The organism is Sphaerisporangium aureirubrum, from assembly GCF_042658925.1.
GTDB lineage: Bacteria > Actinomycetota > Actinomycetes > Streptosporangiales > Streptosporangiaceae > Sphaerisporangium > Sphaerisporangium aureirubrum.
Window position 1 is genome coordinate 29,814 of the sequence record NZ_JBHSRF010000014.1, and the last position, 25,542, is coordinate 55,355.

Here is a 25,542-nt window from a genome sequence, read left to right on the forward strand (position 1 = left end):
GTGGAGAGGCGCGGGCGATGGGCAGGCGGACGCGGCGGCAGGGGAGTGGGATGGGTTCTGAGCAGTCCGGGACGGCGGCGCTCGAAGTGCTGGACGCGGCCGCCGTACGGCGCTGGTCGCGGGTGTGCGCGGACGCGCTCGGCGGGGCGCGGGCGGAGATCGACGCGTTGAACGTCTTCCCGGTGCCGGACGGGGACACCGGGACGAACCTCCACCTGACGATGCTCTCGGCGGCCGAGGCGCTCGACGACCTCCCCGAGGACGCCGACACCGAGACCACCTGGCGCACGCTGGCGCACGGGGCGCTCCTCGGGGCCAGGGGCAACTCGGGGGTGATCCTCAGCCAGGCGCTGCGCGGCATGGCCGAGGTGCTCAGGCGTACCAAGGGGGGCGGCCGGGACCTGCGGGAAGGGCTGACCAGAGCCGCCGAGATGGCGAGGAGCTCCGTCGCGCGGCCGGTCGAGGGGACCGTGCTCAGCGTGCTCACCGCCGTGGCGGGGGCCGTGCAGGACACCTCGGACGAGCTGGCGGACGTGGCGGCCCGCGCGGCCGCCGCCGCCCGCGTCGCGCTCGGCCGCACGACCGGGCAGCTGGACGTCCTGGCCCGCAACGGCGTCGTGGACGCGGGCGCCGCCGGGCTGACCGTGATCGTGGAGAGCCTGGCCGCGGTGATCACCCGCTCGTACGCGGGCCGGTACGAGGTCCCGAGGCCCGCCGCGAAGTTCGTGCCGGTCGCCGCGGGCGAAGGTCCGGGCTACGAGGTCATGTACCTCCTGGAGGCCGGGGACGACGCCGTCGCGGCGCTGCGGGGCGAGCTGGACGCCCTCGGGGACTCCCTGGTGGTCGTCGGCGGCGAGGGCCTGTGGAACGTCCACGTCCACGTGGACGACGCGGGCGCCGCCGTCGAGGCCGGCATGCGGGCGGGCCGGCCGTACCGCGTCAAGATCGCCTACCTGGCGGCCCCCGCCCGCACGCACCGCCAGGCGGGCACCGGCAGAGGGGTCGTCGCCGTCGCCGCCGGGGACGAGATCGCGGCCCTTTTCGAGAGCGCGGGCGCCGTGGCCGTCCGCCGCACCCCCGGCGCCGCCCCCACCCTGGCCGCCGTCCTGGACGCCGTTCACGCCGCGGGGACCGAGGTCGCCGTGCTGCCCAACGACGACGGTGCCTACGCCGTCGCGACCGCCGCCGCCGAGATCGCCCGGGAGGAAGGCACGGTCGTGGCCGTCCTCCCCACCAAGGCCACCGTGCAGGGTCTGGCCGCCCTCGCCGTGCACGACCCCCTGCGGCGCTTCGACGACGACGTGGTGGCCATGACGGGCGCCGCCGTCCACACCCGCCACGGGCACGTGTGGATCGCCGACCGCGAGGCCATGACCAGCGCGGGCGTCTGCCGTCCCGGGGACGTGGTGGGCGTCATCGAGGGGGACGTGGCCCTGATCGGCTCCGACCCCGAGCAGGTCGCGACGGAGATCGCGGGAAGGATGCTCTCCGGCAGCACCGAACTGGTGACCCTGATCGTCGGCTCCGGCCCGGGTCCCCGGCTGGCCGCGACGGTCCAGTCCCACCTGGCCGGGCAGCGCCCGGACCTGGAGATGACCACCTACACCGGCGGCCAGGGCGGGTACCCCCTGCTGATCGGCGTCGAGTGACGCGGTCACGCGATCGGAGTTATCCACAGGTGGGACGATGGAGAGTGTGGTTGTCGTGCCGGGGCGGTAGAACTTGGTGGCGTGACGCGTTTTGAGGAGCCGCTCGGAAAGGCGCTTGATCCGAAGACGGCCAAGCCGCTGGAGAGTTCGCTCAACCTCACCACGGTGGGCGAGCTGCTACGGCACTACCCCCGGCGGTACGCCGAGCGCGGCGAGCTGACCGCGCTCGACGCCCTTCAGGTGGACGACTTCGTCACGGTCGTGGGCGAGGTGTCCCGGCTGATGCGTAAACCCATGCGCAACCGGGGCGGCACCTGGCTGGAGGTCGAGGTCGTCGACGGCCGGCGCAACAAGATCTACCTGTCCTACTTCGGCAAGGTGTCCCACGTGGTGGAGAGCCGGCTGAAGCCCGGAACCAGGGCGATGTTCTCCGGGAAGGCCGGGCGGTTCGGGCGCGGCGACCGCGGGCGCTGGCAGCTCAACCATCCCGACTTCGAGCTCTTCGAGGAGACCGAGTCCTCCGCCGCCGAGTTCGCCGCCGCGCCGGTCCCCATCTACCCGGCCTCGGCCGGGGTGTCGTCCTGGGTCATCCGCCGCGCGATCGCCGTCGTCCTCGACACGCTGGGCCCCCTGCCCGACCCGCTCCCCGCCGAGGTGCGGGCCCGGCACCAGCTGACCGGCCTGGCCGAGGCGCTGGAGGCCGTCCACCGGCCCCGGGACCAGGCCGACATCGGCAAGGCGCGCAAACGGCTCAAGTTCGACGAGGCCTTCGTCCTGCAGGCGGTGCTCGCCCAGCGGCGCCAGGCCGCCGCCGCGTGGCCCGCCACGCCGAGGCCACGCCGCGAGGACGGCCTGCTGGCCGACTTCGACGGCCGCCTGCCGTTCAGCCTCACCGAGGGGCAGGTCGAGGTGGGGGAGCGCGTCGCCGCCGAGCTGGCCCGCGACCACCCCATGCACCGCCTGCTCCAGGGCGAGGTCGGCGCAGGGAAGACCGTGGTGGCGCTGCGCGCGATGCTCCAGGTGGTCGACGCCGGGGGACAGGCGGCGCTGCTCGCCCCCACCGAGGTCCTGGCGCAGCAGCACCACCGGTCGATCACCCGCATGCTGGGCGACCTCGGCACCGGCGGGGTGTTCGGCGGCACCGGCGTCACCCTGCTCACCGGCTCCATGGGCGCGCCCGCACGGCGCCGGGCGCTGCTGGACGCCGCGTCCGGCGCCTCGGGCATCGTGGTGGGCACCCACGCGCTGCTCCAGGAGCACGTCCAGTTCGCCGACCTCGGCCTGGTTGTGGTCGACGAGCAGCACCGCTTCGGCGTCGAGCAGCGGGACGCGCTGCGCGAGAAGGCCGGCGACGGCCGTCCGCACGTGCTGGTGATGACCGCCACACCCATCCCGCGCACCGTCGCCATGACCGTCTTCGGCGACCTGGAGGTGTCCACGCTCAGCCAGCTCCCCGCCGGCCGGGCGCCGATCACGACCCACGTGGTGCCCGCCGCCGACAAGCCCCACTACCTGGAGCGGGCCTGGGAGCGGGTCCGCGAGGAAGTCGGCCTGGGCCGCCAGGCGTACGTGGTGTGCCCGCGCATCGGCGACGACGAGAGCGACGAGGACGTCCTGTCCGGCATGCCGTCCGACGAGGAGCGCCGCCCGCCCCTGTCGGTGTCCGAGGTCGCCACCACCCTGGCCGCCGGCCCCTTGCAGGGCCTGCGGATCGAGATCCTGCACGGCCGCCTCCCCCCCGACGAGAAGGACGCCGTGATGCGCTCCTTCACCCAGGGTGAGATCGACGTCCTGGTCTCCACCACCGTGATCGAGGTGGGCGTGGACGTCCCCAACTCCTCCGTCATGGTCATCATGGACGCCGACCGCTTCGGCGTGTCCCAACTCCACCAGCTCCGCGGCCGAGTAGGCCGAGGCGGCCTCCCCGGCCTCTGCCTCCTGGTGACCGACTTCCCCACCGGCACCCCCGCCCGCGAGCGCCTGGACGCCGTCGCCGCCACCGTCGACGGCTTCGAACTCTCCCGGGTGGACCTGGAACAACGCCGCGAAGGCGACGTCCTCGGCGCCGCCCAGTCAGGCCGCCGCTCCTCCCTGAAAATGCTCCAACTCCTCCGCGACGAGGAGGTAATCCACCAGGCCCGAGACGAAGCCACCACCCTCCTGACCACCGACCCCCACCTAACCACCCACCCCCACCTAAAAGCCGAAATAACCCGCCTCCTAGACGACTCCCGCGCCGACTACCTAGAAAAAACCTGACCCCCGACCCCCCGCCCTGCGGTCCCGCCACACCACCGTGATCGGCACGCACAGCGGACTGTCCTTCCGGCGCCGATACGGCGGGTCGTGGCGCGGCGAATCCGGCGCCGCCGTACGGCGGACAACCCGTCGTGTGTGCGGCGCCGGTGAAATGGTCCTCGCGAGGGGGCGCGCTTCGCGCGGAAGGCGCAAGGGCTGTGCTCATGCGGGGGACACCCCCGCGCCCCCGGGTCCTGCCGGGCTCATGGTGCTCCACCGCGACGCGTTCCGTAGGGCCGGTGTCCCGCCGTACGACGGCGCCGTGTTCGCCGTCCACCCTCCCGCCGACCCGGCGCCGGAAGACGAACCGGACCAGGCGACGGGGCTCCGGCGGCGCCGCCTTACGGCGGGAAGCCCGTCGTGTATGCGGGGCCGATGAAGTGGTCCTCGTGGAGGGGCGCGCTTCGCGCGGGAGGCGCGAGGGCTGTGCTCATGCGGGGGACACCCCCGCGCCCCCGGGGTCCTGCCGGGCTCATGGTGCTCCACCGCGAGGCGTTCCGTAGGGCTGTCCCGCCGTACGAGGGCGCCGTGTTCGCCGTTCACCCTCCCGCCGACCCGGCGCCGGAAGACGAACCGGACCAGGCGACGGGGCTCCGGCGGCGCCGCCTTACGGCGGGAAGCCCGTCGTGTATGCGGGGCCGATGAAATGCTCCTCGCGGAGGGGCGCGCTTCGCGCGGAAGGCGCGCGAGGGCTGTTTCGTGCGGGGGACATCCCCGCATCTCCGGGGCCTGCCGTAGAGGAATGCGGTCAAGCCGGTGGTGTTCCAGGTCAGGCGCTCGTGGGAGAGCCCGAAGTGGTTGGGCATGGTGAACTAGTACTGCGGGGCCGGGCTCACCGTGCTGCGTTCCGTTCGCCGCGATGCGGTGCCCGCCCACCGGCTCGATTCACGCTCGTCGGCTCGGTCCATGCCCGTCGGCTCGGTCCATGCCCGTTGGCTCGGTCCATGCCCGTCGGGTCGCGCCAGGCCCGGCCGGGTGTCGGGGGTAAATGACCCAGGGCCCAGCCTTGGGACGGCCTCCCCCCGAATGCCGTCCCTGGCTGGGCCCACCCTCGGGTCAGGTGCCGAGGGCACCGGCGCGCGGAAGGGCTCACGATCACGCCGGTCGGCCTTCCCCTGGGTCACCATGAAGGCCGCAGAACTCATCATGTGGGTTCGGGCGGGCGGGGGGAACGACCCTTGCTCATTCGTCGCCGACACTTGGGGACTCTTGACTCTGGCGGACGGCGGATCGGCCTGGGGGGCGGGGCGGTAAGAATGGGTGGGTGAGCCGGGTCATTGCGGGGAGTGCGGGAGGGCGGCGGATCGCGGTGCCGCCGGGTCGGGGGACTCGTCCTACGAGTGATCGTGCCCGGGAGGGGGTGTTCTCCACCGTCGGATCCCTGTTCGGAGAGTTGGACGGGGCTCGGGTGCTCGATCTGTACGCGGGGTCGGGGGCGGTGGGGCTGGAAGCGTTGTCCCGGGGGGCTTCGCACGCGCTGCTGGTGGAGTCGGACGCACGGGCGGCACGGACGATACGGGGGAACGTGGGGACACTGGGGCTGGACGGGGCGGTCGTGGTCCTCGACAAGGTCGAGCGGGTGGTGGGGGGCCCCTGCGACGAGCCGTACGACTTCGTGTTCGCGGATCCGCCGTACGCGGTGGGGGATGAGGCCGTGCGGCGGGTTCTGGGGCTCCTGGTCACCAATGGGTGGCTGGCTGAGGACGCGCTGGTCGCGGTGGAGCGGGAGTCCCGGGGGGCGGATCTCGAGTGGCCCCCGGGGTACGAGCCGGAGAAGGTCCGCCGGTACGGAGAAGCGGCCGTTTGGTACGCCCGCGCGGTGTAGAAGGCGAGCCCGACCCCCCATACGGCGCCGCCACCAATGGGAGCCGGTGCCGTCGGCGGTGAAGCCGCGGGAGCCCCGGCGCAGCCGAAGCCCGTCGCCCCGTGGCCTGCTCCTCGCGCCGTGGCCTGCTCCTCGCGCCGTGGCCTGCTCCTCGCGCCGTGGCCTGCTCCTCGCGCCGTGGCCTGCTCCCCGCCTCAATGAAGCTCGTTGCTCCGTGGCGTCCTTGCCCCACGGAGCCCGTTGCCCTGCGGCGTCCTCCCCGTCCCACCGAAGCCGTTGCCTCGTCCGGGTTCGTCTTACCGGCGCCGAGTCGGCGGGACGTGGTACGGCGAATTCGGCGCCGCTGTACGGCGGGACACCCAAGCTGGACCGTGAGGGCCGCGTCGATGCCGGCCTTGTCGCGGACGGGCAGCCTCTCGTCGAAGCCCACGCCGTAGCCGTCGCCGCCGGACTTCTCGCCGACCAGCACCGGCGTGATCCAGCAGGCGATAGTGCCTCATAGCCGAAGACGAGGCCGTTCCTCGGTCTTCACGGTCCACTTGAAGGCGGTCAGCGTCTCGGCGTGCCAAGGGGTCGCGGTGGAGCACTATGGGCCCGGCAGGACTCGGGGGTGCGGGGGTGTCCCCCGTATGAGATCAGCCCTCGCGCGCCTTCCGCGCGAAGCGCGCCCCTCCGCGAGGACCATTTCACCGACCCCGCACACACGACGGGCTTCCCGTCGTAAAGCGGCGCCGCCGGAGCCCCGTCGCCTCGTCCGGTTCGTCTTCCGGCGCCGGGTCGGCGGGAGGGTGAACGGCGAACACGGCGCCCTCGTACGGCGGGACACCGGCCCGGCGGAACGCGTCGCAGTGGAGCACCATGAGCCCGGCAGGACCCGGAGGTGCGGGGGTGTCCCCCGCATGAGAACAGCCCTTGCGCCTTCCGCGCGAAGCGCGGCCTCCCGCGAGGACCGTTTCACCGGCGCCGCGCACACGCCGGGTTGTTCGCCGTACGGCGGGCGCCGGATTCGCCGTACCACGTTCCGCCGTACCGGCGCCGGGGGAGTGAGCGAGGACTACGGATGCGCGCGGTGGGCGGCCCGGGGTGGGGGGCTTGGGCCGGGTGGGGGGCGGGTGGGGTGAGGCCCCTGGGCTTGGGGCCGATCACGTGGGGGGCGGGGATGGAGGGCTTGGGGCCGGATCGCGCGCGGGGGTGACGGGCTCGCTGCATGGCCGAGTCCCCACCGCCCCCGGGCCGGATCGCGCGCGGGGGTGACGGTTTGGGGTGGGTGGGTGACGGATTGGGTGGGCGGGGGCACAGTGTGGGGGGTGGATGGGTAGGTGGGGGGACAGTGAGGGTGGGGGAAGGGGGAGGGGTGGGTGGGGGGAAGCTAGTGTTTGGTACGGTCGCGGCGCCGGGAAGCTTGGGATGGTGGGGGTAGGACTTGCGGCGGGTTGTTTGTCCGGGGTCGTTTGACCCTGTGACCAATGGTCATCTGGACATCATCGGGCGGACGTCTCGGTTGTACGACGAGGTCGTCGTCGCGGTGCTGATCAATGTCGAGAAGAAGAGCCTGTTCACGGTCGACGAGCGGGTCGAGACGTTGCAGACGGTCACCCTGGAGTACGGCAACGTGCGCGTGGAGAAGTTCCACGGGCTGCTGGTCGACTTCTGCAAGCAGCAGGGGATCCCGGCGATCGTCAAAGGGCTGCGCGCGGTCAGCGACTTCGACTACGAGTTGCAGATGGCGCAGCTCAACTACCGCATGTCCGGCGTGGAGACGCTCTTCATGTCGACCAACCCCGAGTACTCCTTCCTGTCGTCGAGCAGGCTGAAGGAGATCGCCAGGTACGGTGGCGACGTGTCGGGCCTGGTGCCCGATCTGGTACGACGGATGCTGGTCGAGCGGTTGCGCGGCTGAGTCCTGGTATTGTTTCTATTCGGCCTTGTACGACGGCGGTGATTCGCCATGCCTCATGAGAGCAGGAAGACGCTGCACAGCCTCGACCCCCGAGCCCCCTGGGTTATCTCCACCCATGATCTGGGCCGGCGGCCGGGGTCCATGCGGCGGCTCTCTCCTGTGCTCCCGGCTCCGGTGAATCTCTCTGTGGACATGATCGGCGTCCCAGAAGGTGCCGATATCGAGCTGGACATCCGGCTTGAGGCAGTGATGGAGGGCGTGCTCGTCACGGGCACGGCGCGGGCTCCGCTCAGCGGCGAGTGCTCGCGTTGCCTGGATCCGCTGACCTCGGAGATCGAGGTCGGTTTCCAGGAGCTCTACTTCTACTCGGCGGAAGACGCCGCCGAGGACGACTCACTCCTCGACGGTGAACTCCTCGATCTTGAGCCGATCTTCCGCGACGCGGTGGTGCTCGCACTGCCGCTCAGCCCGGTGTGCGGTGAAGACTGCCCCGGGTTGTGCGTGGAATGCGGGACGAAGCTGGCGGAAGCCGGCCCGGACCACAGGCACGACTTGACCGACGCCCGCTGGGCGGCGTTGCAGGGCCTTAGAACCGAATCGAACACCAAGGACCAGGAGGGTTGACGTGGCCGTCCCGAAGCGGAAGATGTCGCGGAGCAACACCCGCTCCCGCCGCGCGCAGTGGAAGACCACCGCGCCCGTGCTCGTGAAGTGCAACCAGTGCCGCTCGCCGAAGCTGCCGCACATCGCCTGCCCGACCTGCGGCACCTACAACCGCCGTCAGGTCATCGAGCCGTCGGCCTGACGCCCTCGATCGGCCGGTGATCCGGCCGGATGCGAGGCGCGTCCGGCCGGGAAGACCGACCCCGTCGAAGGCGTGCGGTGGCGGTTCGCCCGCGGCCGTGGTGGGCGCCGGGGCTGCCGCAATCTCCCGGCGTCCACCACGTTTTCGGGCCCGTGTTCCATCCGCCATCGCGACCATGGTCGTGACGTGGTAGTGCTGCGTGACGGCCGGAGATTCCGTCCGAGGAGGAGACGTGGCCGCAGGTGGTAAGCCGATCGCTGTGGAGATCGCGAAAGACGAACTCGACCGCGAGCTGGGCGTCCAGCTGAACGAAGATCTGCTGGAGCGGGCGCTGACCCACCGCTCCTACGCTTACGAGAACGGTGGCCTGCCCACCAACGAGCGCCTGGAGTTCCTCGGCGACTCGGTGCTGGGCCTGGTGGTCACCGACACCCTGTTCCGCGGCCACCCCGACCTGCCGGAGGGCCAGCTGGCCAAGCTCCGCGCGGCGGTGGTCAACATGCGCGCGCTCGCCGACGTGGCCCGCGCCCTCGGTCTCGGCCGCTTCATGCGGCTCGGCCGGGGCGAGGAGGGCACCGGCGGCAGGGACAAGTCGTCGATCCTCGCCGACACCCTGGAGGCGCTGATCGGCGCGGTGTACGTCGACAAGGGGCTGGACGAGGCGTTCCGCGTGGTCCACCTGCTGTTCGACCCGCTGATCAAGCGTTCGGCCTCGCTCGGCGCCGGCCTGGACTGGAAGACCTCCCTGCAGGAGCTGACCGCGTCGGAGATGCTGGGCGTCCCCGAGTACCACGTGGACGAGAGCGGGCCCGACCACGCCAAGTCGTTCACCGCGGTGGTGCGCGTCGGCGGCCAGGAGTACGGCTCGGGTGCCGGCCGCAGCAAGAAAGAGGCCGAGCAGCAGGCCGCGGAGGCCGCGTGGAACGCGATCCGCGCCCGCCGCGACGCCGACGAGAGCCTGGAGAAGGCGACCACCTGACGCCATGCCCGAGTTGCCGGAGGTAGAGGTCGTCCGTGACGGCCTGTCGCGCTGGGTGGCGGGTCGCACCGTCACCGGCGCCGAGGTGTTGCACTCGCGTGCGGTCCGCAGGCATGTGCCGGGCCCGGCCGAGTTCGCGGCCCGCCTGAAGGGACGCATGATCCGCTCGGCGGAGCGCCGCGGCAAATACCTGTGGATGCCGCTCGGCGAGTCGGAGGCGGGCGGGGACGCGCTGCTGGCGCACCTCGGGATGAGCGGCCAGCTCCTTGTCATCGGGCCGGACTCCCCGGCGGAGAAGCATCTGCGGGTCCGGTTGGGCTTCACCGACGCCGGCGGTGAGCTGCGGTTCGTCGATCAGCGCACGTTCGGGCACCTGCTGGTGGCGCCGCTGGTGCCCTCGAAGCTTTACGGCGGGCGCCCGGTGCCCGAGCCGATCGCGCACATCGCCGCCGATCCGTTCGAGGACGTGTTCGACGACGAGGTGTTCGCGCTGCGCCTGGCCGCCCGGCAGACCGAGATCAAGCGCGCCCTGCTCGACCAGTCGCTGATCAGCGGTGTCGGCAACATCTACGCCGACGAGGCGCTCTGGCGGGCCGGCCTGCACGGCGGCGTGCCCACCCGGTCGCTCGGCCGGGCCAAGGTCGACGAGCTGCTGGCGGCGGTGCGCGCGGTGATGGGGGAGGCGCTCGGCCAGGGCGGCACGTCGTTCGACAGCCTCTACGTCAACGTGAACGGTGAGAGCGGGTATTTCGACCGCTCGCTGAACGTTTACGGACGCGAGGGCGAGCCGTGCGGCCGGTGCGGCGCCCCGGTGCTGCGCGAGGCCTTCATGAACAGGTCCTCCTACAGTTGCCCTCGTTGTCAACCCCGGGTCCGCGCATGATGGGACCCACCGGGCAGGTCCGGCTCAACGCGTGGGTGCGCGGCCGGGTGCAGGGGGTGGGTTTCCGCTGGTGGACGCGGGCGCGGGCGCTGGAACTCGGCCTGGTGGGCGCGGCGTCCAACCTCGCGGACGGCCGGGTGGAGGTCGTCGCCGAGGGGCCGCGGGAGGCCTGCGAACGGCTCCTCGCCCTGCTCAGAGGGGGTGCCACCCCTGGGCGGGTGGACACCGTCGTGGAGCGCTGGTCGCAGGCCCGTGGAGGTTTTGGCGGATTTGTCGAGCGGTAGCCGCTTCCCTAAAACCCCACAAATGCGGTATATTTACATGTCGGGAGTGCCCATTGGTGCATTCATGGGGAGCGTTCAACTTGACCGCCTCCATCGCCAGTGCGACTCTTGAGAGGAAACACGCGCACCCCTCCCGCGGCAAGAAGTGCGCGAACCAGTTTGGTCACTCAGCGTGGAGGACCCTTAACCATGGCGAAGGCTCTACTCGGCCACGTCGGCGGTCTTGACCCTCGAATGGTCTCGGAAATGCGCCGTCTCCAGCAGCGAATCCGGGATCTGGAGGCAGAGCTCACCAGGCTCCAGGCGCAGAACGACGCTCTCGCCGCGCAGTCGCGCGATGAGGCGTTCTCGCGTTTGCAAGATCGCGAGCCGGCCCTCACCTGAGGTCGGTACGGCAGTACAACGTGTCAGGGACGCCCCGCAAAGGCGTCCCTAGTCATTTGTCGCTCCGCAGGTACCCGGATCCGCCCGGTTTCAACCCTCCACGGCGATGATCGTCATGTTTTCCTGGCACTGCGCCGCCGGTTGGCCGCCCGGGAAGCCGTGAGCCGATAGTCTGCCCCGCAGGGATCGCCCGGAACGGCGGTCGCCCGGCAGAGGGGGAGGCGGCGGGTTGTACCTCAAGAACCTCACCCTGCGCGGCTTCAAATCCTTCGCCTCGGCCACCGCCCTGCGGTTCGAGCCCGGCATCACCTGCGTGGTCGGCCCCAACGGCTCGGGCAAGTCCAACGTCGTGGACGCCCTCGCCTGGGTCATGGGCGAGCACAGCGCCAAGTCCCTGCGCGGCGGCAAGATGGAGGACGTCATCTTCGCCGGCACCTCCTCCCGGCCCCCGCTCGGCCGGGCCGAGGTGACGCTGACCATCGACAACACCGACGGCGCCCTGCCGATCGACTACACCGAGGTCACCATCAGCCGGCTGATGTTCCGATCAGGCCAGAGCGAGTACGCCATCAACGGCGACACCTGCCGCCTGCTGGACATCCAGGAGCTGCTGTCGGACTCCGGCATCGGCCGCGAGATGCACGTGATCGTCGGCCAGGGCCAGCTCGACACCGTGCTGCACGCGGGCCCCGAGGAGCGCCGGGCGTTCATCGAGGAGGCCGCGGGCGTACTCAAGCACCGCAAGCGCAAAGAGAAGGCGCTGCGCAAGCTCGACGCCATGCAGGCCAACCTCACCCGCGTCCAGGACCTCGCCAACGAACTCCGGCGCCAGCTCAAGCCCCTCGGCCGCCAGGCCGAGATCGCCAGGAAGGCGGCCGTGATCCAGGCCGACCTGCGCGACGCCCGGCTGCGCCTGCTGGCCGACGACGTCGTGCGCCTGCGCGACCACCTGGACAAGGAGGCCGCCGACGAGACGGCCGTCCTCGCCCGGCGCGCCCAGGTCGAGACCGAGCTCGCGCAGGGCCAGGCCAGGGAGGCGGAGCTGGAGGCGGCCGAGGCCACCGCGCAGCCGCGCCTGGCCACGGCCCAGGAGACCTACTACCGCCTGGCCGGGCTGAAGGAACGCCTGCACAGCGTCGAGACCCTGGCCGCCGAGCGCCACCGGCACGCCATGGAGGCCGCCACCATCGAGCGGCGCGGGCGCGACCCGGAGGACTACGAGCGCGAGGCCGCCGAGGTGCGCGAGCGCGAGCAGGCGCTCAAGGGCGAGCTGGACGTCGCCGAAGAGATCCTGGAACAGGCGGTGTGGCGGCGCACCGAGGCCGAGGGCTCGCTGGAGACCGAGGAACGTCGCCTGGCCGCCGCCGCCCGGGCCGCGGCGGACCGCCGCGAGGGCCTGGCCCGGCTGCGCGGCGAGGTCGCCACGGTGCGCGGGCGCGCCAGGGCGGCCGAGGAAGAGATCGGCCGCCTCACCAAGGCCCTGGACGAGGCCGGGCAGCGCAGCGCCCGCGCCCAGGAGGAACACGACGAGCTGGAGCTGGCCGAGCCCGCCGCCGACCCCGAGCTCGCCGCCGAGCTGGCCCGCGCGCAGGCCGGCCTCGACGAGGCCAGGGCCGCGGTCGACGAGGCCAGAGCCGTCGCCGACGAGGCCAGGGCCGCCGCCGAGGGCCCGCGCAGGGCACTCGCCGAGGCGCGGACGGCCGTCGGCACGGCGCGCACGGCCGACCAGGAGGCGCAGCGGGCGGTCGCCGCGCTGGAGGCCAGGCGCGACGCCCTTGAGATGAGCCTGTCGAGCGGCGCGGACGGCGGCGCGGCCCTGCTGGCGGCCGGGCTGGCCGGCGTGCTCGGCCCGCTGGCGGCGATGATGACCGTCCAGGCCGGGGCCGAGGCCGCGGTCGCGGCGGTGCTCGGCGCCGCCGCCGAGGCGGTCGCGGTCGAGTCGCTGTCCACGGTGGTCGACGCGGTCGAGCTGCTGCGCGCCGACGATTCCGGGCGCGCGTCCCTCGTCGTCGCCTCCGACGCCGCCGTGCCGAGGCCCGCCCCGGTGGACGGCGCCCGCTGGGCCGCCGACCTGGTGGAGGTGGCCGACCCCTTCCGGGCGGCCGTGGACACCCTGTTGTACGGCGTGGTCGTCGCGGACGACGTGGCGGTGGCCCGCAAGCTGGTGGAGGAGCGTCCCGACCTGCGCGCGGTCACCTGGACCGGCGACCTGGTGGGCGCGTACCACGCCCAGGGCGGCTCGGGGAGCGTCACCTCGGTGCTCCAGGTCCGCGCGGCGCTGGACCAGGCGTCCGCCGGCCTCGAGGAGGCCCGCCTCGCCGCCGGGCGCACCACCGGCGCGATGGCGCTGGCGGCCGAGGCCGAGCATGTCGCGCAGGCCGCCGTGGAGGCCGCCCAGGCCCACGCCGCCCAGGCGCGCACGGCCGCCGACGCCGCCCAGGCCGGGGTGAACACCGCCCAGGGATCCCTGGACGCCGTGCGCGGGCGGCAGCGCGAGGCCGACCAGCGGGTCGCGGTCGCGGCCCGGCGGCTGGCCCAGCTGGACGCGGCGGCCCGGGCCGCCAGGGACGAGTGCGAGCGCCTGGCCGCGAGCGTCACCGCGGCCCGCGAGGCGCGCGACCGCCACCTGGCCGGGGTGACCGAGCTCGAGGAAAGCCTCGCCGAGGCCGAGTACGCCGACGAACTGACCGCCGAGCCCACCACCGAGACCCGCGACACGCTCGCCACCGCGTGCGCGGTGACCCGGCAGGCCGAGATGGAGGCCCGCCTGGCCGTCCGCACCGCCGAGGAGCGGGTGCGGGGCATCGCGGGCCGCGCCGAGCAGCTCACGCGGGCCGCGCGCCGCGAGCGCGAGGAGCGGGCAGGCGCCGCCGCGCTGCGGGCCAGGCGCCGGGCGCAGGCCGAGGTCGCCGAGGCGGTGCTGCGTGGCGCCAAGCGGGCCCTCGGCGCGCTGGACTACTCGCTCCGCCTGGCCGAGAGCGAGCGGGCCGAGGCCGAGACGGCGCGCGGCGAGATCGACACCGAGCTCAAGGCGGTGCGGGTACGGGTCCGCGAGCTGTCCACCGAGCTGGACCGCCTGGTCAACCGGGCGCACGGCAACGAGGTGGCCCGCACCGAGCGGCGGATGCGCCTGGAGCAGATGGAGACCAGGGCCCTCGAAGAGTACGGCGTCGAGACCGAGGCGCTGATCCGCGAGTACGGCCCCGACCAGCCCGTGCCGCTCGCCGAGGGCGACCCGGTGCCGTACGTCCGCGAGGAGCAGGAGAAGCGGGCCAGGGCGGCGGACCGGCAGATGACCCAGCTCGGCAAGGTGAACCCCCTGGCGCTGGAGGAGTACGCGGCGCTGGAGGAACGGCACACCTTCCTGAACTCCCAGCTGGAGGACCTGCGCAAGACCCGCCGCGACCTGCTGACCGTGGTCAAGGAGGTCGACGAGCGGGTGGAGCAGGTCTTCACGGCCGCCTACGAGGACGTCGCCCGCGAGTTCGAGACGATCTTCACCCGGGTGTTCCCCGGCGGCGAGGGCCGCCTGGTGCTCACCGACCCGTCCGACATGCTGACCACCGGCGTGGACGTCGAGGCCCGCCCGCCCGGCAAGAAGGTGAAGCGCCTCTCGCTGCTGTCCGGCGGCGAGCGCTCCCTGACCGCGGTGGCGTTCCTCATCTCCATCTTCAAGGCCCGCCCGTCGCCCTTCTACGTCATGGACGAGGTCGAGGCCGCGCTGGACGACACCAACACCCAGCGCCTCCTCACCCTCTTCGAGGAGCTGCGCCAGAGCTCCCAGCTCATCGTCATCACCCACCAGAAGCGCACCATGGAGATCGCCGACGCGCTGTACGGCGTGAGCATGCGCGGCGACGGCGTCACCCAGGTCGTCAGCCAGCGCATGCGTGACCGCGAGACCGCCTGACGCCTCCCGCGCGGGGGCCCGTCCACCGGGAAACATCATCGGGTTGTCCACAAGGACAGCGGGCCGGGGCGTGACCATGGGCGGTCGTCTGGGAAACTGACGTCCGTGGACGGGTATATCGGCATCATCCTGATCGTCGTCTTGATCGCGGTGTTCGCGGTCGGAGGCATGCTTCTGCTGTTCCGGCCGCGCGGCCGGGAGGCTCCGCCGGTCACGCCGCCGCGCGCGCCGGACCTCACCGGAGAGGGCGGCGCACCGGCCGGTGTCGTCGAGGACGAAGCGGCGACGACCACCATCCCGCCACCCGCCAAACCGGTCGAGCCGGTGGCGCCGCCCGCGCCGGTCATCGAGATCCCGCCGCCGTCGGCGGGCCGCATGGTCCGGCTGCGCGCCCGGCTGGCCCGTTCGCAGAGCTCGCTCGGCCGGGGCCTGCTCGACCTGCTGTCCCGTGACCGCCTGGACGACGCCGCCTGGGACGAGATCGAGGACACCCTGATCACCGCGGACGTCGGGGTCACGCCCACCCAGGCGATGACCGGGGAACTGCGTACCAAGGTCAAGGTGCTCGGCTCCCGGAGCCACGACGAGGTGCGCAAGCTCCTGCGCGAGCAGCTGCTCATCCTGGTCGGGGCCGACCTCGACCGCACCCTGCACACCGCCCCTCACGGCGAGCGCCCCGCCGTCGTCCTGGTGGTCGGCGTCAACGGCACCGGCAAGACCACCACCACCGGCAAGCTCGCCCGCGCCCTGATCGGCGACGGCCAGAGGGTGCTGCTCGGCGCCGCCGACACCTTCCGTGCCGCCGCCGCCGACCAGCTCCAGACCTGGGGCGATCGGGTGGGCGCCGAGGTCGTCCGCAAGGACGAGGGCGCCGACCCCGCCTCGGTGGCGTTCGACGCCGTCAGCAAGGGCATCGCCGACAAGGTCGACACCGTCATCGTCGACACCGCCGGCCGCCTCCACACCAAGACCGGCCTGATGGACGAGCTCGGCAAGGTCAAGCGCGTCATCGAGAAGAAGGCCACGGTCGACGAGGTCCTGCTGGTCCTCGACGCCACCACCGGTCAGAACGGCATGCGCCAGGCCCAGGTCTTCGCCGAGGCCGTCAACGTCACCGGCATCGTGCTCACCAAACTCGACGGCACCGCCAAGGGCGGCATCGTGATCTCGGTGCAGCGCGAGCTCGGCGTCCCGGTGAAACTCGTCGGCCTGGGCGAGGGCCCGGACGACCTGGCCCCGTTCGACCCCGAGGTCTTCGTGGACGCCATCCTGGGCGACTGACGTCCAAGGCGGCGGCGCAGCAGCCGGGGGTGCGTGTGGGCAGGCGTCCCTGGGGTGGCTCCGTGCCGACCAGGGGGCGTCAGCTCGTCGGGAAGGCGCGCAGGGCGGCGAGCGGGGCGGTGATGTCGATGTCCTGGCTCGCCAGCCAGGAGTCGTCGCCGTAGGTGTGGTGGTAGCGGTCGCCGCCGTCGCAGATCAGGGTGACGACGCTGCCCTGCCGGCCGTGGGCGCGCATCTCCTGGATGAGGCGGGCGGCGGCGGCGACGTTGGTGCCGGTGGAGCCGCCCACGTGGCGGCCGGTGACCTCGTGGACCCACCGCATGGCGGCGATCGACTCGGCGTCGGGGACCTGGATCATGCGGTCGATGACCGTGGGGAGGAAGGACGGCTCCACGCGGGGGCGGCCGATGCCCTCGATGCGGGAGCCGCGGGCGGGGGCCGGGTCGCCGGTGACCCAGGAGGGGTAGAAGGCGGAGCCCTCGGGGTCGACGACGGCGAGACGGGTGGCGTGGCGGCGGTAGCGGATGTAGCGGCCGATGGTGGCGGAGGTGCCGCCGGTGCCGGCGCCGACGACGATCCAGGACGGCTCGGGGTGGCGTTCCAGCGTCATCTGCTGGTAGATGCTCTCGGCGATGTTGTTGTTGCCCCGCCAGTCGGTGGCCCGCTCGGCGTAGGTGAACTGATCCATGAAGTGGCCGCCGGTCTCCTCGGCCAGCCGCCGCGACTCCTCGTAGATCGCCGACGGGTCGTCCACCAGACGGCACTTGCCGCCGTAGAACTCGATGAGCGCGATCTTCTCCGGCGAGGTGGACGCGGGCATCACCGCCACGAACGGCAGGTCGAGCATGCGGGCGAAGTACGCCTCGCTGACCGCGGTGGATCCGCTGGACGCCTCGATCACGGTGGTGGCGGGCCCGATCCAGCCGTTGGCCAGGCCGTACAGGAACAGTGAACGGGCGAGGCGGTGCTTGAGCGAGCCGGTGGGGTGGACGGACTCGTCCTTGAGGTAGAGGTCGATGCCCCAGCGCTGCGGGAGCGGGAAGACGTGGAGGTGGGTGTCGCAGCTGCGGTTGGCGTCGGCCTCCACCCGCCTGATGGCTTCGGCCACCCAGGCGCGGGTCGTGGGATCGTGCCGGTCCGCCTGTATCATGCCGCCAAGCTCCACGTATGTCCGTTCTGTGTGACCTTAGTCACATTTCCACAAATTTGAGCGTTATCTGTTATTGTAGTGGGACTTGTCCGGCCTGAGGTGTGACAACGCCACCCCGGGCCTAATCGCTTCCAGGGGCCTTCTGACCAGCTGAAACCCTTAACGTGGCCCTTATGGGTGAACCATGAGCATGGCATCAGCCGTCAGATGGAGTAAAGCGGTTACCGACCCTGCATGGGTTCATGCCGGATGGGTAGCGGGGGCAAGGCAGGATGAGGGGGATGAGATGATCTCTATGACAGAGCAGCAGCGGCAGGCGTGGTTCGAGCGTGACGTCATGCCCGTGACGAGCCAGCTGTACGCGTCCGCCATGCGACTCACCCGCAACTCCGCCGACGCCGAGGACCTCGTCCAGGAGACCGTCGCCAAGGCCTTCACCTCGTACCACCAGTTCCGCCCCGGCACCAACCTGCGCGCCTGGCTGCACCGGATCCTCACCAACAACTTCATCAACGACTACCGCAAGAAGCAGCGCTCCCCGAAGCTCTCCACCGCCGAGGACATCGAGGACTGGCAGCTGGCCGCCGCCGAGTCCCACTCCTCCACCGGCCTCCGCTCGGCCGAGACCGAGGCCCTGGAGCAGCTGCCGGACAGCGTCGTGATGAACGCCCTCCGCTCCCTCCCCGAAGACTTCCGCGTGGCGGTCTACCTGGCCGACATCGAGGGCTTCGCCTACAAGGAGATCGCCGAGCGAATGGGCACCCCCATCGGCACCGTGATGTCCCGCCTGCACCGGGGCCGCCGCCAGCTCCGCACCCTCCTGGAGGACTACGCCCACCAGGAAGGCGCCCTCCGCCCCTCCCCCGAGTTCCAGGCCGCCTGACCCCCGAGCCCACCCTCTGGGGCCGCCCCGCGAGGGGCGGCCCCAGAGCTTTTTCACGCCGATGGAGCGGGTTCCCGGGCGGGTGACGGAGTTCGTGATTGTTGAGGGGCTTCAGGCTCCCGCGATCAGGGTCACCGCGCCCAGGGCCAGGGCCACGCCGGTCGCCTGGACGGGATTCAGGCGTTCCCCGAGGACGTAGCGGGCCAGCAGGAGGGTGCTGGCCGGGTAGAGGGAGGCCAGGACCGAGACCAGTACCAGCATTCCGCGCTGGGCGGCCAGGAGGAACAGGACGTTGGCCGCCATGTCCAGGATGCCCGCGGCCACGATCACGGGCAGGCTGCCCTTGCCGGGGCGGAGGGTGCGGTGGGTGGCGAGGGCGAGGACCACCACCAGGAGCACGGACATAAGTCGAGAGCCGAACAGGGGCCATACGCCGGCGTCGGCGGGTACCTGCTTGAGGAGCACGAAGAACGCGCCGAAGCCGATGCCGGACGCCAGGGCCTGGAGGACGGGGCGCAGGCGTACCTTGCCGACGGTGCCGGGGGTGCGGCTGACCAGGATCACCGCGAGCAGGGCCAGGGCCACGCCGCCGAGGGCCAGGGGCTCGGGTCGCTCGCCCATCAGGAGGCCGGAGACCACGGGGAGTGCCGCCGAGGTGGTGGCGGTGGTGGGGGCCACCACGGACATCACGCCGTCGGCCAGGGCGCGGTAGAAGAGGATCACCCCGGCGCCGCCGGCCAGGCCGGCGGCCATGCCCCAGGCGAGGGCGGCAGGGGTGATGACGCCGGGGAGCAGGGGCGTGAGCGGCAGCACGAACACCAGGCCGGTGAGCTGGGTGAGGAGCACCACGGCCAGTACGCGGGAGCGACGGGTGGCGAGGCCTCCGAAGAAGTCCGCGGTGCCGTACACCACGGCACAGGTCGTCGCCAGCAGGACGGCCGTCATCCGCTCTCACCCTTCTCCAGACTGTTCTGTTAGCACAATATAGTGCTTTATTTGACCACTACATTGCATCTGCTTTTCACTACACTGCACTCATGGCGGATCCGGAGACCATCACGGCGGCCATCGCCAACAACGTCCGCGCGCAGCGCGCCCACCGCGGCCTGACCCTCGACGCGCTGGCGGCCCGGTCGGGGGTGAGCCGGGGCATGCTCGTCCAGATCGAGCAGTGCCGCACCAACCCGAGCGTCACCACGCTGACCCGCATCGCGGACGCCCTGGGGGTGACCGTGGCCCGCCTGGTGGAGGTCTCCGACACCCCCGTGGTGCGCGTGGTCCACTCGGCCGACGTGGCCACCCTGTGGCGCGGCGACAAGGGCGGCTCGGCCCGCCTGCTGGTCGGGTCGGACGCCCCGGCGATCCTCGAGCTGTGGGACTGGCGCCTTGGGCCGGGGGAGCACCACGACGGCGACGCGCACCCGGCGGGCACCCGCGAGATGCTCACCATCCTGGAGGGCGAGCTGAGCCTGTCGGTCTACGGCAAGCGGCACGTGATCCGCCGCGACGAGGCGGTGCTGTTCAGCGCCGACCGCCCGCACCGCTACGCCAACGAGGGTGACGCGCCGTTGCGTTTCATCATGGTGGTCACCGAACCCCGGGAGACCCCTGACCAGTGACTGGCCGGGCAATGACGCCATAAGCCGGAATGTGTTACGGCTGTAGGCAAAACTCCGGTAAATGTGGGGTACACCCCCAATGTGAGCACTGACAGGAGTTCGTGCCAATCGGCGGGCCCGCCGGCGGAGGTGGGCGCGTGACTGATGCCCGCGCGGCCATCGCGAAGCTCCGCGTGGAGCTGGTGGGCCTGGGGGTGACCGATGCCTATGAAGTATGTGATGAAGCAATACTTTCCGTATGGATCGGGCTAGTTGTCAGTTATAAGGATGGTTTCTACCGCTGGCAGGAGGGAGTGGGTAAAAGGCGGCATTTGGGTACGGATGCGGTTGGATGCGCCATTCGAGTGGCGCGCCGTCATGCGGAGTTGCGGGCGAACGTCCCGTCCTGGTGGGAGGACCTCACCGCGACTCCGCGAGGGGACGCGGCCGACCACTATCCGTGACCCCTGCCGCGACACGGGGGGAGCACGGGGATGGCGAGTATCCGGAAAGACGTCCTGTCGCTGCCGATGTCGTTCGTGCTGCTCCTGGGACTCCAGGCGTGCGGCCAGGTCGTGGCGCCGATGGGCCTCAGCCGCCGCGAGGGCGCCTCACGCGTCCGGACCACCCCGCCGGTGCGGCCCGCCGCCCCCGCGCTGATGGCGCTGCGCCTGACGCTCGCCCAGCCCGGCTGGCGCGGACGCAGACCCCTGGTCGCGCCCCCGCCCCGCGCGATCCGCTGCCCGCAGGTCAAGTGCGTGGCGCTGACCTTCGACGACGGGCCCTTCGACCACACCGGGCCGGTGCTCGACATGCTGGCCACGCACAACGCCCGCGCGACGTTCTTCGTGGTGGGCCAGATGGTCACCGACCACACGGGGCCGCTGCTGCGCCGCATGGTCTCCGAGGGCCACGAGCTCGGCAACCACTCCTGGGACCACCCCGCGCTCCCCGGCCTCTCGGCGGACGGCGTGCACACGCAGCTGGCCCGCACGCAGGACGCGGTGCGGGCGGTCACCGGCGTGACCATGCGCCTGTTCCGCCCGCCGTACGGCGCCACCGACGGCAAGGTGGCCGGGCAGGCCAAGCGCGAGGGGCTCGCGCAGATCCTCTGGGACGTGGACACCATGGACTGGCGCGACAGGAACACGCCCCTGGTGGCCCGGCGCGCGGCCGGCGCGCGGGCGGGTTCGGTGGTGCTGCTGCACGACATCCACAAGACCACCGCCGACGCCGTGCCCACGCTGCTGCGCGAGCTGCGCGCCAAGGGCTACACCTTCGTCACCGTCTCCGAGCTCTACGGCACCCGCCCCCTGGTCCCCGGCGAGCGTTACGCCGGGGAGGCCGCGACCGGGCGGCGCTGAGCGGAGCCCAGCGCCCTCCGGGTCAGCCGCGCTTGGCGCGGGCGGTGCTGCGGGCGCGGCTGGCGGAGTCCAGGACCACCTTGCGCAGGCGGACGGTCTGCGGCGTGATCTCCACGCACTCGTCCTCGCGGCAGAACTCCAGCGCCTGCTCCAGCGACAGCGCCCGCGGCGGGATGACCTTCTCGGTCTCCTCGCTGGTGGACGAGCGCATGTTGGTGAGCTTCTTCTCCTTGGTGATGTTCACGTCCATGTCGTCGGCCCGGGAGTTCTCCCCGACGATCATGCCCATGTACACCTCGGTGGTGGGCGAGACGAACAGCGCGCCCCGCTCCTGGAGGTTGAGCATGGCGAACGCGGTCACCACGCCCGGCCGGTCGGCCACCAGCGACCCGGTGTTGCGGGTGCGCAGCTCGCCGTGCCACGGCTCGTACGCCTCGAAGACGTGGTGCACCAGGCCGGTGCCCCGGGTCTCGGTGAGGAACTCGGTGCGGAAGCCGATCAGGCCCCGGGCCGGGACCACGAACTCCATGCGGATCCAGCCGGTGCCGTGGTTGGTCATGTGCTCCATGCGGCCCTTGCGCACCGCGAGGAGCTGGGTGATCGCGCCGAGGTACTCCTCGGGGGCGTCGACGGTCAGACGCTCCACCGGCTCGTGCACCGCGCCGTCGACGACGCGGGTGACCACCTGCGGCTTGCCGACGGTGAGCTCGAACCCCTCACGGCGCATCTGCTCGACCAGGATGGCCAGCGCCAGCTCGCCGCGGCCCTGCACCTCCCAGGCGTCGGGCCGGTCGGTGGGCAGCACGCGCAGCGAGACGTTGCCGACGAGCTCCTTGTCGAGGCGGTCCTTGACCATGCGGGCGGTGACCTTGGAGCCCTTCAGCTTGCCCACCAGCGGGCTGGTGTTGGTGCCGATGGTCATCGAGATCGCGGGTTCGTCCACCGTGATCAGCGGCAGCGGGCGCGGGTCCTCGGGGTCGGCCAGCGTCTCGCCGATCATGATGTCCGGGATGCCGGCGATGGCGATGATGTCGCCCGGGCCCGCGGATTCGGCGGGCTTGCGCTCCAGCGCCTCGGTCATCAGCAGCTCGCTGATCTTGACCCGCTGGATGGTGCCGTCGGTGCGGCACCAGGCGACCTGCTGGCCCTTGGAGATGGTGCCCTGGTGGACCCGGCACAGCGCGATGCGGCCGAGGTAGCTGGAGGCGTCGAGGTTGGTGACGTGCGCCTGGAGCGGGGCGACGGGGTCGTAGGTCGGCGCGGGGATGGTGGACGCGATGGTCTCGAACAGCGGCTCGAGGTCCGGCGCGTCGGGCATGCCGCCGTCCAGCGGGCGCGACAGCGACGCGCGGCCCGCCTTGGCCGAGGCGTAGACGATCGGGAAGTCGATCTGCTCCTCGGTCGCGTCGAGGTCCATGAACAACTCGTAGACCTCGTCCACGACCTCCTTGATGCGGGAGTCGGGGCGGTCGACCTTGTTGATGCACAGGATCACCGGCATCTTGGCGCCGAGGGCCTTGCGCAGGACGAAACGAGTCTGTGGCAGCGGCCCCTCGGAGGCGTCCACCAGCAGCACGACGCCGTCGACCATGGACAACCCGCGCTCGACCTCGCCGCCGAAGTCGGCGTGGCCCGGGGTGTCGATGATGTTGAGTGTCATGCCGCCGTGACGGACGGCGGTGTTCTTGGCGAGAATGGTGATGCCCTTCTCGCGTTCGAGGTCGTTGGAGTCCATGACCCGCTCGTCGATGTCCTGGTTGGCGCGGAACGCCCCGGATTGCCACAGCATGGCGTCGACGAGTGTCGTCTTGCCGTGGTCGACGTGCGCGATGATCGCGATGTTCCGCAGGTCGTCGCGGCTGTTCAAAGGCATGATGGGGTCTCGCTCTGAGGTCGTGGAGGCCGCCGCGGACGTCGCGGCAGACTCCATTTTAGGTGATCGCTGTTACCGCCGGGTGCCGTCACTTCGCAAACCACCACATATCTCCTAAAAACCACTCTGGTCTCGCCTGTCAGGGACTAAGGACGTACGACTCGGGCAGACAGCGAACATGGTGGACGAAGGAATCTCACATCTCGCCGCCTCCGCGCGCCAGGCCGTCGAACCTCTCGGCCGGTTCCCGTGCAGGCGGTACATGGGAGAACGCTGCCGGCTGGCGGTGTGGGCGGTCGTGGTGGTCGCGTTCGTCGCCGCGTGCGTCACCCCGATGGCCGCCAGGGGCGAGGCCCACGCGGGCGGTCAGGGGACGGTGTGCGCCGCGACGGCGGAGCATAAGCTCGACGCATGCCTCTCGCGACAGCTTTCCCCGCGACGCTGATGACCAAGGACGGCGTCCGGATCGACGCGGCGCACACGCCTTCGCGCGGCCACGAGGATCTCGGCGTCGTCCTCGCGCACGGCTTCACCGGCTCGTGGCGGGAGAAGACCACCCGGCGCATCGCGCACGTGCTGAGCGGCTACGGCGGGGTGCTGGCGTTCGACTTCCGCGGGCACGGCAGGTCGGGGGGCCGGTCCACCGTGGGGGACGCCGAGGTACTGGACATGGACGCCGCCGTCGCGCACGCCCGCTCCATCGGGTACTCCCGCGTGGTGAGCGTGGGCTTCTCCATGGGCGCCGCCGTGGCCGTGCGCCACGCCGCGCTGCACCGGGGCACCGACGCCGTGGTCGCGGTCAGCGGGCCCGCCCGCTGGTACTACCGGGGCACCAGGCCCATGCGGCAGGTCCACTGGGCCATCGAGCGCACCTCGGGCCGCCTGGTGGCCCGCGTCGCCAAGCGCACCCGCATCAGCAACGGCCAGTGGGATCCCGTGCCGCTCCCGCCGTACGAGGCCGCCGCGAAGATCTCCCCCACCCCGCTGCTGGTCGTGCACGGCGACGCCGACGCGTTCTTCCCCCTGGAGCACGCCCACCAGCTCTTCGACAACGCCCGCGAGCCCAAGGAACTGTGGATCGAACGCGGGTTCGGCCACGCCGAGTCCGCCGCCACCCCCCAGTTGATCCACCGCATCGGCGCCTGGGCGGCCGCCGTCCCCGCCTCCGGCGCCCAGCCGCGGCGGGCCCCCGCCGCCGGATAAACGCTCCCTCGCGAAACACCCACCTGACAGCACCTTTTGCCCGCCCTATCCGATCCGCGACATCGCCCCCGCGGTGGAGGCACCGCATTCCCAGGCCGGGAGGTGGACCCAGTGATCCTGGCGATCAACTCGGGATCCTCGTCAGTGAAATACCAGCTCATCGACATGGCAGGCCCCACCAGGGTGAAGGCGGGCAAGATCGAGCGCATCGGGGAGCCGGGGTCGGACGTCCCCGACCACGAGGCGGCGCTCGCCCTGGCCGGCGAGGCGGCGGACATCGAGTCGCCGCGGCTGACCGCCGTCGGGCACCGCGTCGTGCACGGCGGGCCGCTGTTCACCGAGCCCACGCTGATCGATGACGACGTGTTCAAGCAGTTGTGCGACATCGCGTCCCTCGCCCCGCTGCACAACCCCGCCAACCTCGCCGGCATCGAGGTGGCCCGCCGCCTGCGCCCCGACCTCCCCCAGGTCGCGGTCTTCGACACCGCCTTCCACGCCACGATGCCGCCCTCCGCCCGCACCTACGCGATCGACGCCGGGCTCGCCGAGCGGTACGGCGTGCGCCGCTACGGCTTCCACGGCATCTCCGTGGCGTACGTCAGCCGGGTGGCCAGGCGGCTCCTGCGCAAGCCGGAGGCCAAGGGGATCGTGCTGCACCTCGGCAACGGCGCGAGCGCCACGGCCGTCCACGGCGACCGGTGCGTGGACACCTCCATGGGCATGACCCCGCTGGAGGGCCTGGTCATGGGCACCCGCTCCGGGGACGTGGACCCCGCCGTGATCTTCCACCTGATCCGGGCAGGCATGTCGCCCGACGAGGTGGAGTCGATGCTGGAACACCGGTCCGGGCTGCTCGGCCTGTGCGGCGACAACGACATGCGCGCCGTCGTCGAGCGCGTGCAGGCGGAGGACCCGGCGGCCACGCTGGCCTACGAGGTCTACTGCCACCGGCTGCGCAAATACATCGGGGCGTACTACGCGGTCCTCGGCCGGGTGGACATGGTCGTCTTCACCGGAGGCGTGGGGGAGAACTCCGCGCTCGTCCGGCGCACGGTGCTCGCCGGGCTCGGGTCGCTCGGCATCCGGCTGGACCCCCTGCGCAACGCGGCGGCCGACGGCGCGCGGATCGTCTCCACCGACGACTCCGCCGTGGCCGTCCTCGTGGTGCCGACGGACGAGGAGCTGGAGATCGCGCGGGAAACTTCCACCGTGGTGGATCGAACCTTTTCCGAATAAAAGTCGTCTACATCTCCGGAGGTGGGTGATCGCCCCG

At 71.8% G+C, this 25,542-nt stretch carries 21 protein-coding genes; 18 read left to right on the plus strand and 3 right to left on the minus strand.

All coding sequences use genetic code 11. The features are described 5' to 3' along the window. Positions 1-50 precede the first annotated feature (50 nt). The 12 genes from ACFP1K_RS12920 to ftsY all read left to right on the plus strand — a co-directional run bounded on the left by ACFP1K_RS12920 (position 51) and on the right by ftsY (position 16,198). Positions 51-1,649 (plus strand): DAK2 domain-containing protein, encoded by a 1,599-nt coding sequence (locus ACFP1K_RS12920; RefSeq protein ID WP_380751266.1) that lies wholly within the window; start codon positions 51-53, stop codon positions 1,647-1,649. A gap of 81 nt (positions 1,650-1,730) precedes the next feature. After that, positions 1,731-3,908 carry an ATP-dependent DNA helicase RecG gene (gene recG / locus ACFP1K_RS12925; protein WP_380751269.1) on the plus strand — a complete coding sequence of 726 codons (2,178 nt, stop codon included), beginning with the start codon at positions 1,731-1,733 and terminating at the stop codon, positions 3,906-3,908. 1,303 nt (positions 3,909-5,211) lie between these two features. Further along, the gene (gene rsmD, locus ACFP1K_RS12930) at positions 5,212-5,772 is read left to right on the plus strand and encodes a 16S rRNA (guanine(966)-N(2))-methyltransferase RsmD (protein WP_380751272.1); all 561 of its coding nucleotides are present in this window, start codon (positions 5,212-5,214) and stop codon (positions 5,770-5,772) included. Positions 5,773-7,195: 1,423 nt separating this feature from the next. Beyond that, positions 7,196-7,672: a pantetheine-phosphate adenylyltransferase gene (gene coaD / locus ACFP1K_RS12935; RefSeq protein ID WP_380751275.1), complete on the plus strand. Its 477-nt coding sequence runs from the start codon at positions 7,196-7,198 to the stop codon at positions 7,670-7,672. A 48-nt stretch (positions 7,673-7,720) separates the two neighbouring features. Continuing rightward, complete coding sequence (locus ACFP1K_RS12940) at positions 7,721-8,296, plus strand: YceD family protein (protein WP_380751278.1); 576 nt, start codon at positions 7,721-7,723, stop codon at positions 8,294-8,296. 1 nt (position 8,297) lies between these two features. Then, a complete protein-coding gene (gene rpmF / locus ACFP1K_RS12945) occupies positions 8,298-8,477 on the plus strand; it encodes a 50S ribosomal protein L32 (RefSeq protein WP_380751281.1) in 180 nt (59 codons plus the stop codon). A 253-nt stretch (positions 8,478-8,730) separates the two neighbouring features. Next, positions 8,731-9,456, plus strand: a complete 726-nt coding sequence (rnc, locus tag ACFP1K_RS12950) for a ribonuclease III (protein WP_380751567.1) — start codon at positions 8,731-8,733, stop codon at positions 9,454-9,456. Positions 9,457-9,460: 4 nt separating this feature from the next. Beyond that, entirely contained in the window at positions 9,461-10,339 is an 879-nt protein-coding gene (gene mutM, locus ACFP1K_RS12955) for a bifunctional DNA-formamidopyrimidine glycosylase/DNA-(apurinic or apyrimidinic site) lyase (RefSeq protein ID WP_380751284.1), read from the plus strand. After that, a complete protein-coding gene (locus tag ACFP1K_RS12960) occupies positions 10,339-10,623 on the plus strand; it encodes an acylphosphatase (protein ID WP_380751570.1) in 285 nt (94 codons plus the stop codon). Before mutM ends, ACFP1K_RS12960 begins: the two co-directional genes overlap by 1 nt. A gap of 189 nt (positions 10,624-10,812) precedes the next feature. Continuing rightward, positions 10,813-11,007 carry a hypothetical protein gene (locus tag ACFP1K_RS12965; RefSeq protein ID WP_248958190.1) on the plus strand — a complete coding sequence of 65 codons (195 nt, stop codon included), beginning with the start codon at positions 10,813-10,815 and terminating at the stop codon, positions 11,005-11,007. Between the two features lie 229 nt (positions 11,008-11,236). Continuing rightward, complete coding sequence (gene smc / locus ACFP1K_RS12970) at positions 11,237-14,917, plus strand: chromosome segregation protein SMC (protein ID WP_380751288.1); 3,681 nt, start codon at positions 11,237-11,239, stop codon at positions 14,915-14,917. 168 nt (positions 14,918-15,085) lie between these two features. After that, positions 15,086-16,198 carry a signal recognition particle-docking protein FtsY gene (ftsY, locus tag ACFP1K_RS12975; protein ID WP_380751573.1) on the plus strand — a complete coding sequence of 371 codons (1,113 nt, stop codon included), beginning with the start codon at positions 15,086-15,088 and terminating at the stop codon, positions 16,196-16,198. Positions 16,199-16,277: 79 nt separating this feature from the next. Here ftsY and ACFP1K_RS12980 read toward each other — a convergent pair whose 3' ends face one another. Continuing rightward, positions 16,278-17,348 carry a PLP-dependent cysteine synthase family protein gene (locus ACFP1K_RS12980; RefSeq protein ID WP_380751291.1) on the minus strand — a complete coding sequence of 357 codons (1,071 nt, stop codon included), beginning with the start codon at positions 17,346-17,348 and terminating at the stop codon, positions 16,278-16,280. 286 nt (positions 17,349-17,634) lie between these two features. Between ACFP1K_RS12980 and ACFP1K_RS12985 the strand changes: the two genes are divergently transcribed. After that, positions 17,635-18,231, plus strand: a complete 597-nt coding sequence (locus ACFP1K_RS12985; protein WP_380751294.1) for a sigma-70 family RNA polymerase sigma factor — start codon at positions 17,635-17,637, stop codon at positions 18,229-18,231. Positions 18,232-18,342: 111 nt separating this feature from the next. Here the strand turns inward: ACFP1K_RS12985 and ACFP1K_RS12990 are convergent, their stop codons facing one another. Then, complete coding sequence (locus ACFP1K_RS12990) at positions 18,343-19,176, minus strand: EamA family transporter (protein WP_380751297.1); 834 nt, start codon at positions 19,174-19,176, stop codon at positions 18,343-18,345. Positions 19,177-19,268: 92 nt separating this feature from the next. Here ACFP1K_RS12990 and ACFP1K_RS12995 point away from each other — a divergent pair, with 92 nt between their 5' ends. From ACFP1K_RS12995 to ACFP1K_RS13005, 3 genes are all read left to right on the plus strand, one after another. Next, complete coding sequence (locus ACFP1K_RS12995; RefSeq protein WP_380751300.1) at positions 19,269-19,850, plus strand: helix-turn-helix domain-containing protein; 582 nt, start codon at positions 19,269-19,271, stop codon at positions 19,848-19,850. A 137-nt stretch (positions 19,851-19,987) separates the two neighbouring features. Continuing rightward, complete coding sequence (locus ACFP1K_RS13000) at positions 19,988-20,293, plus strand: hypothetical protein (RefSeq protein ID WP_380751303.1); 306 nt, start codon at positions 19,988-19,990, stop codon at positions 20,291-20,293. Between the two features lie 30 nt (positions 20,294-20,323). After that, complete coding sequence (locus ACFP1K_RS13005; RefSeq protein ID WP_380751306.1) at positions 20,324-21,193, plus strand: polysaccharide deacetylase family protein; 870 nt, start codon at positions 20,324-20,326, stop codon at positions 21,191-21,193. Positions 21,194-21,215: 22 nt separating this feature from the next. Here the strand turns inward: ACFP1K_RS13005 and typA are convergent, their stop codons facing one another. Continuing rightward, entirely contained in the window at positions 21,216-23,066 is a 1,851-nt protein-coding gene (typA, locus tag ACFP1K_RS13010) for a translational GTPase TypA (RefSeq protein ID WP_380751309.1), read from the minus strand. 411 nt (positions 23,067-23,477) lie between these two features. Here typA and ACFP1K_RS13015 point away from each other — a divergent pair, with 411 nt between their 5' ends. Next, positions 23,478-24,269 (plus strand): alpha/beta hydrolase, encoded by a 792-nt coding sequence (locus ACFP1K_RS13015; RefSeq protein WP_380751312.1) that lies wholly within the window; start codon positions 23,478-23,480, stop codon positions 24,267-24,269. Between the two features lie 111 nt (positions 24,270-24,380). Continuing rightward, the gene (locus ACFP1K_RS13020) at positions 24,381-25,505 is read left to right on the plus strand and encodes an acetate/propionate family kinase (protein ID WP_380751315.1); all 1,125 of its coding nucleotides are present in this window, start codon (positions 24,381-24,383) and stop codon (positions 25,503-25,505) included. Positions 25,506-25,542: the final 37 nt, after the last annotated feature.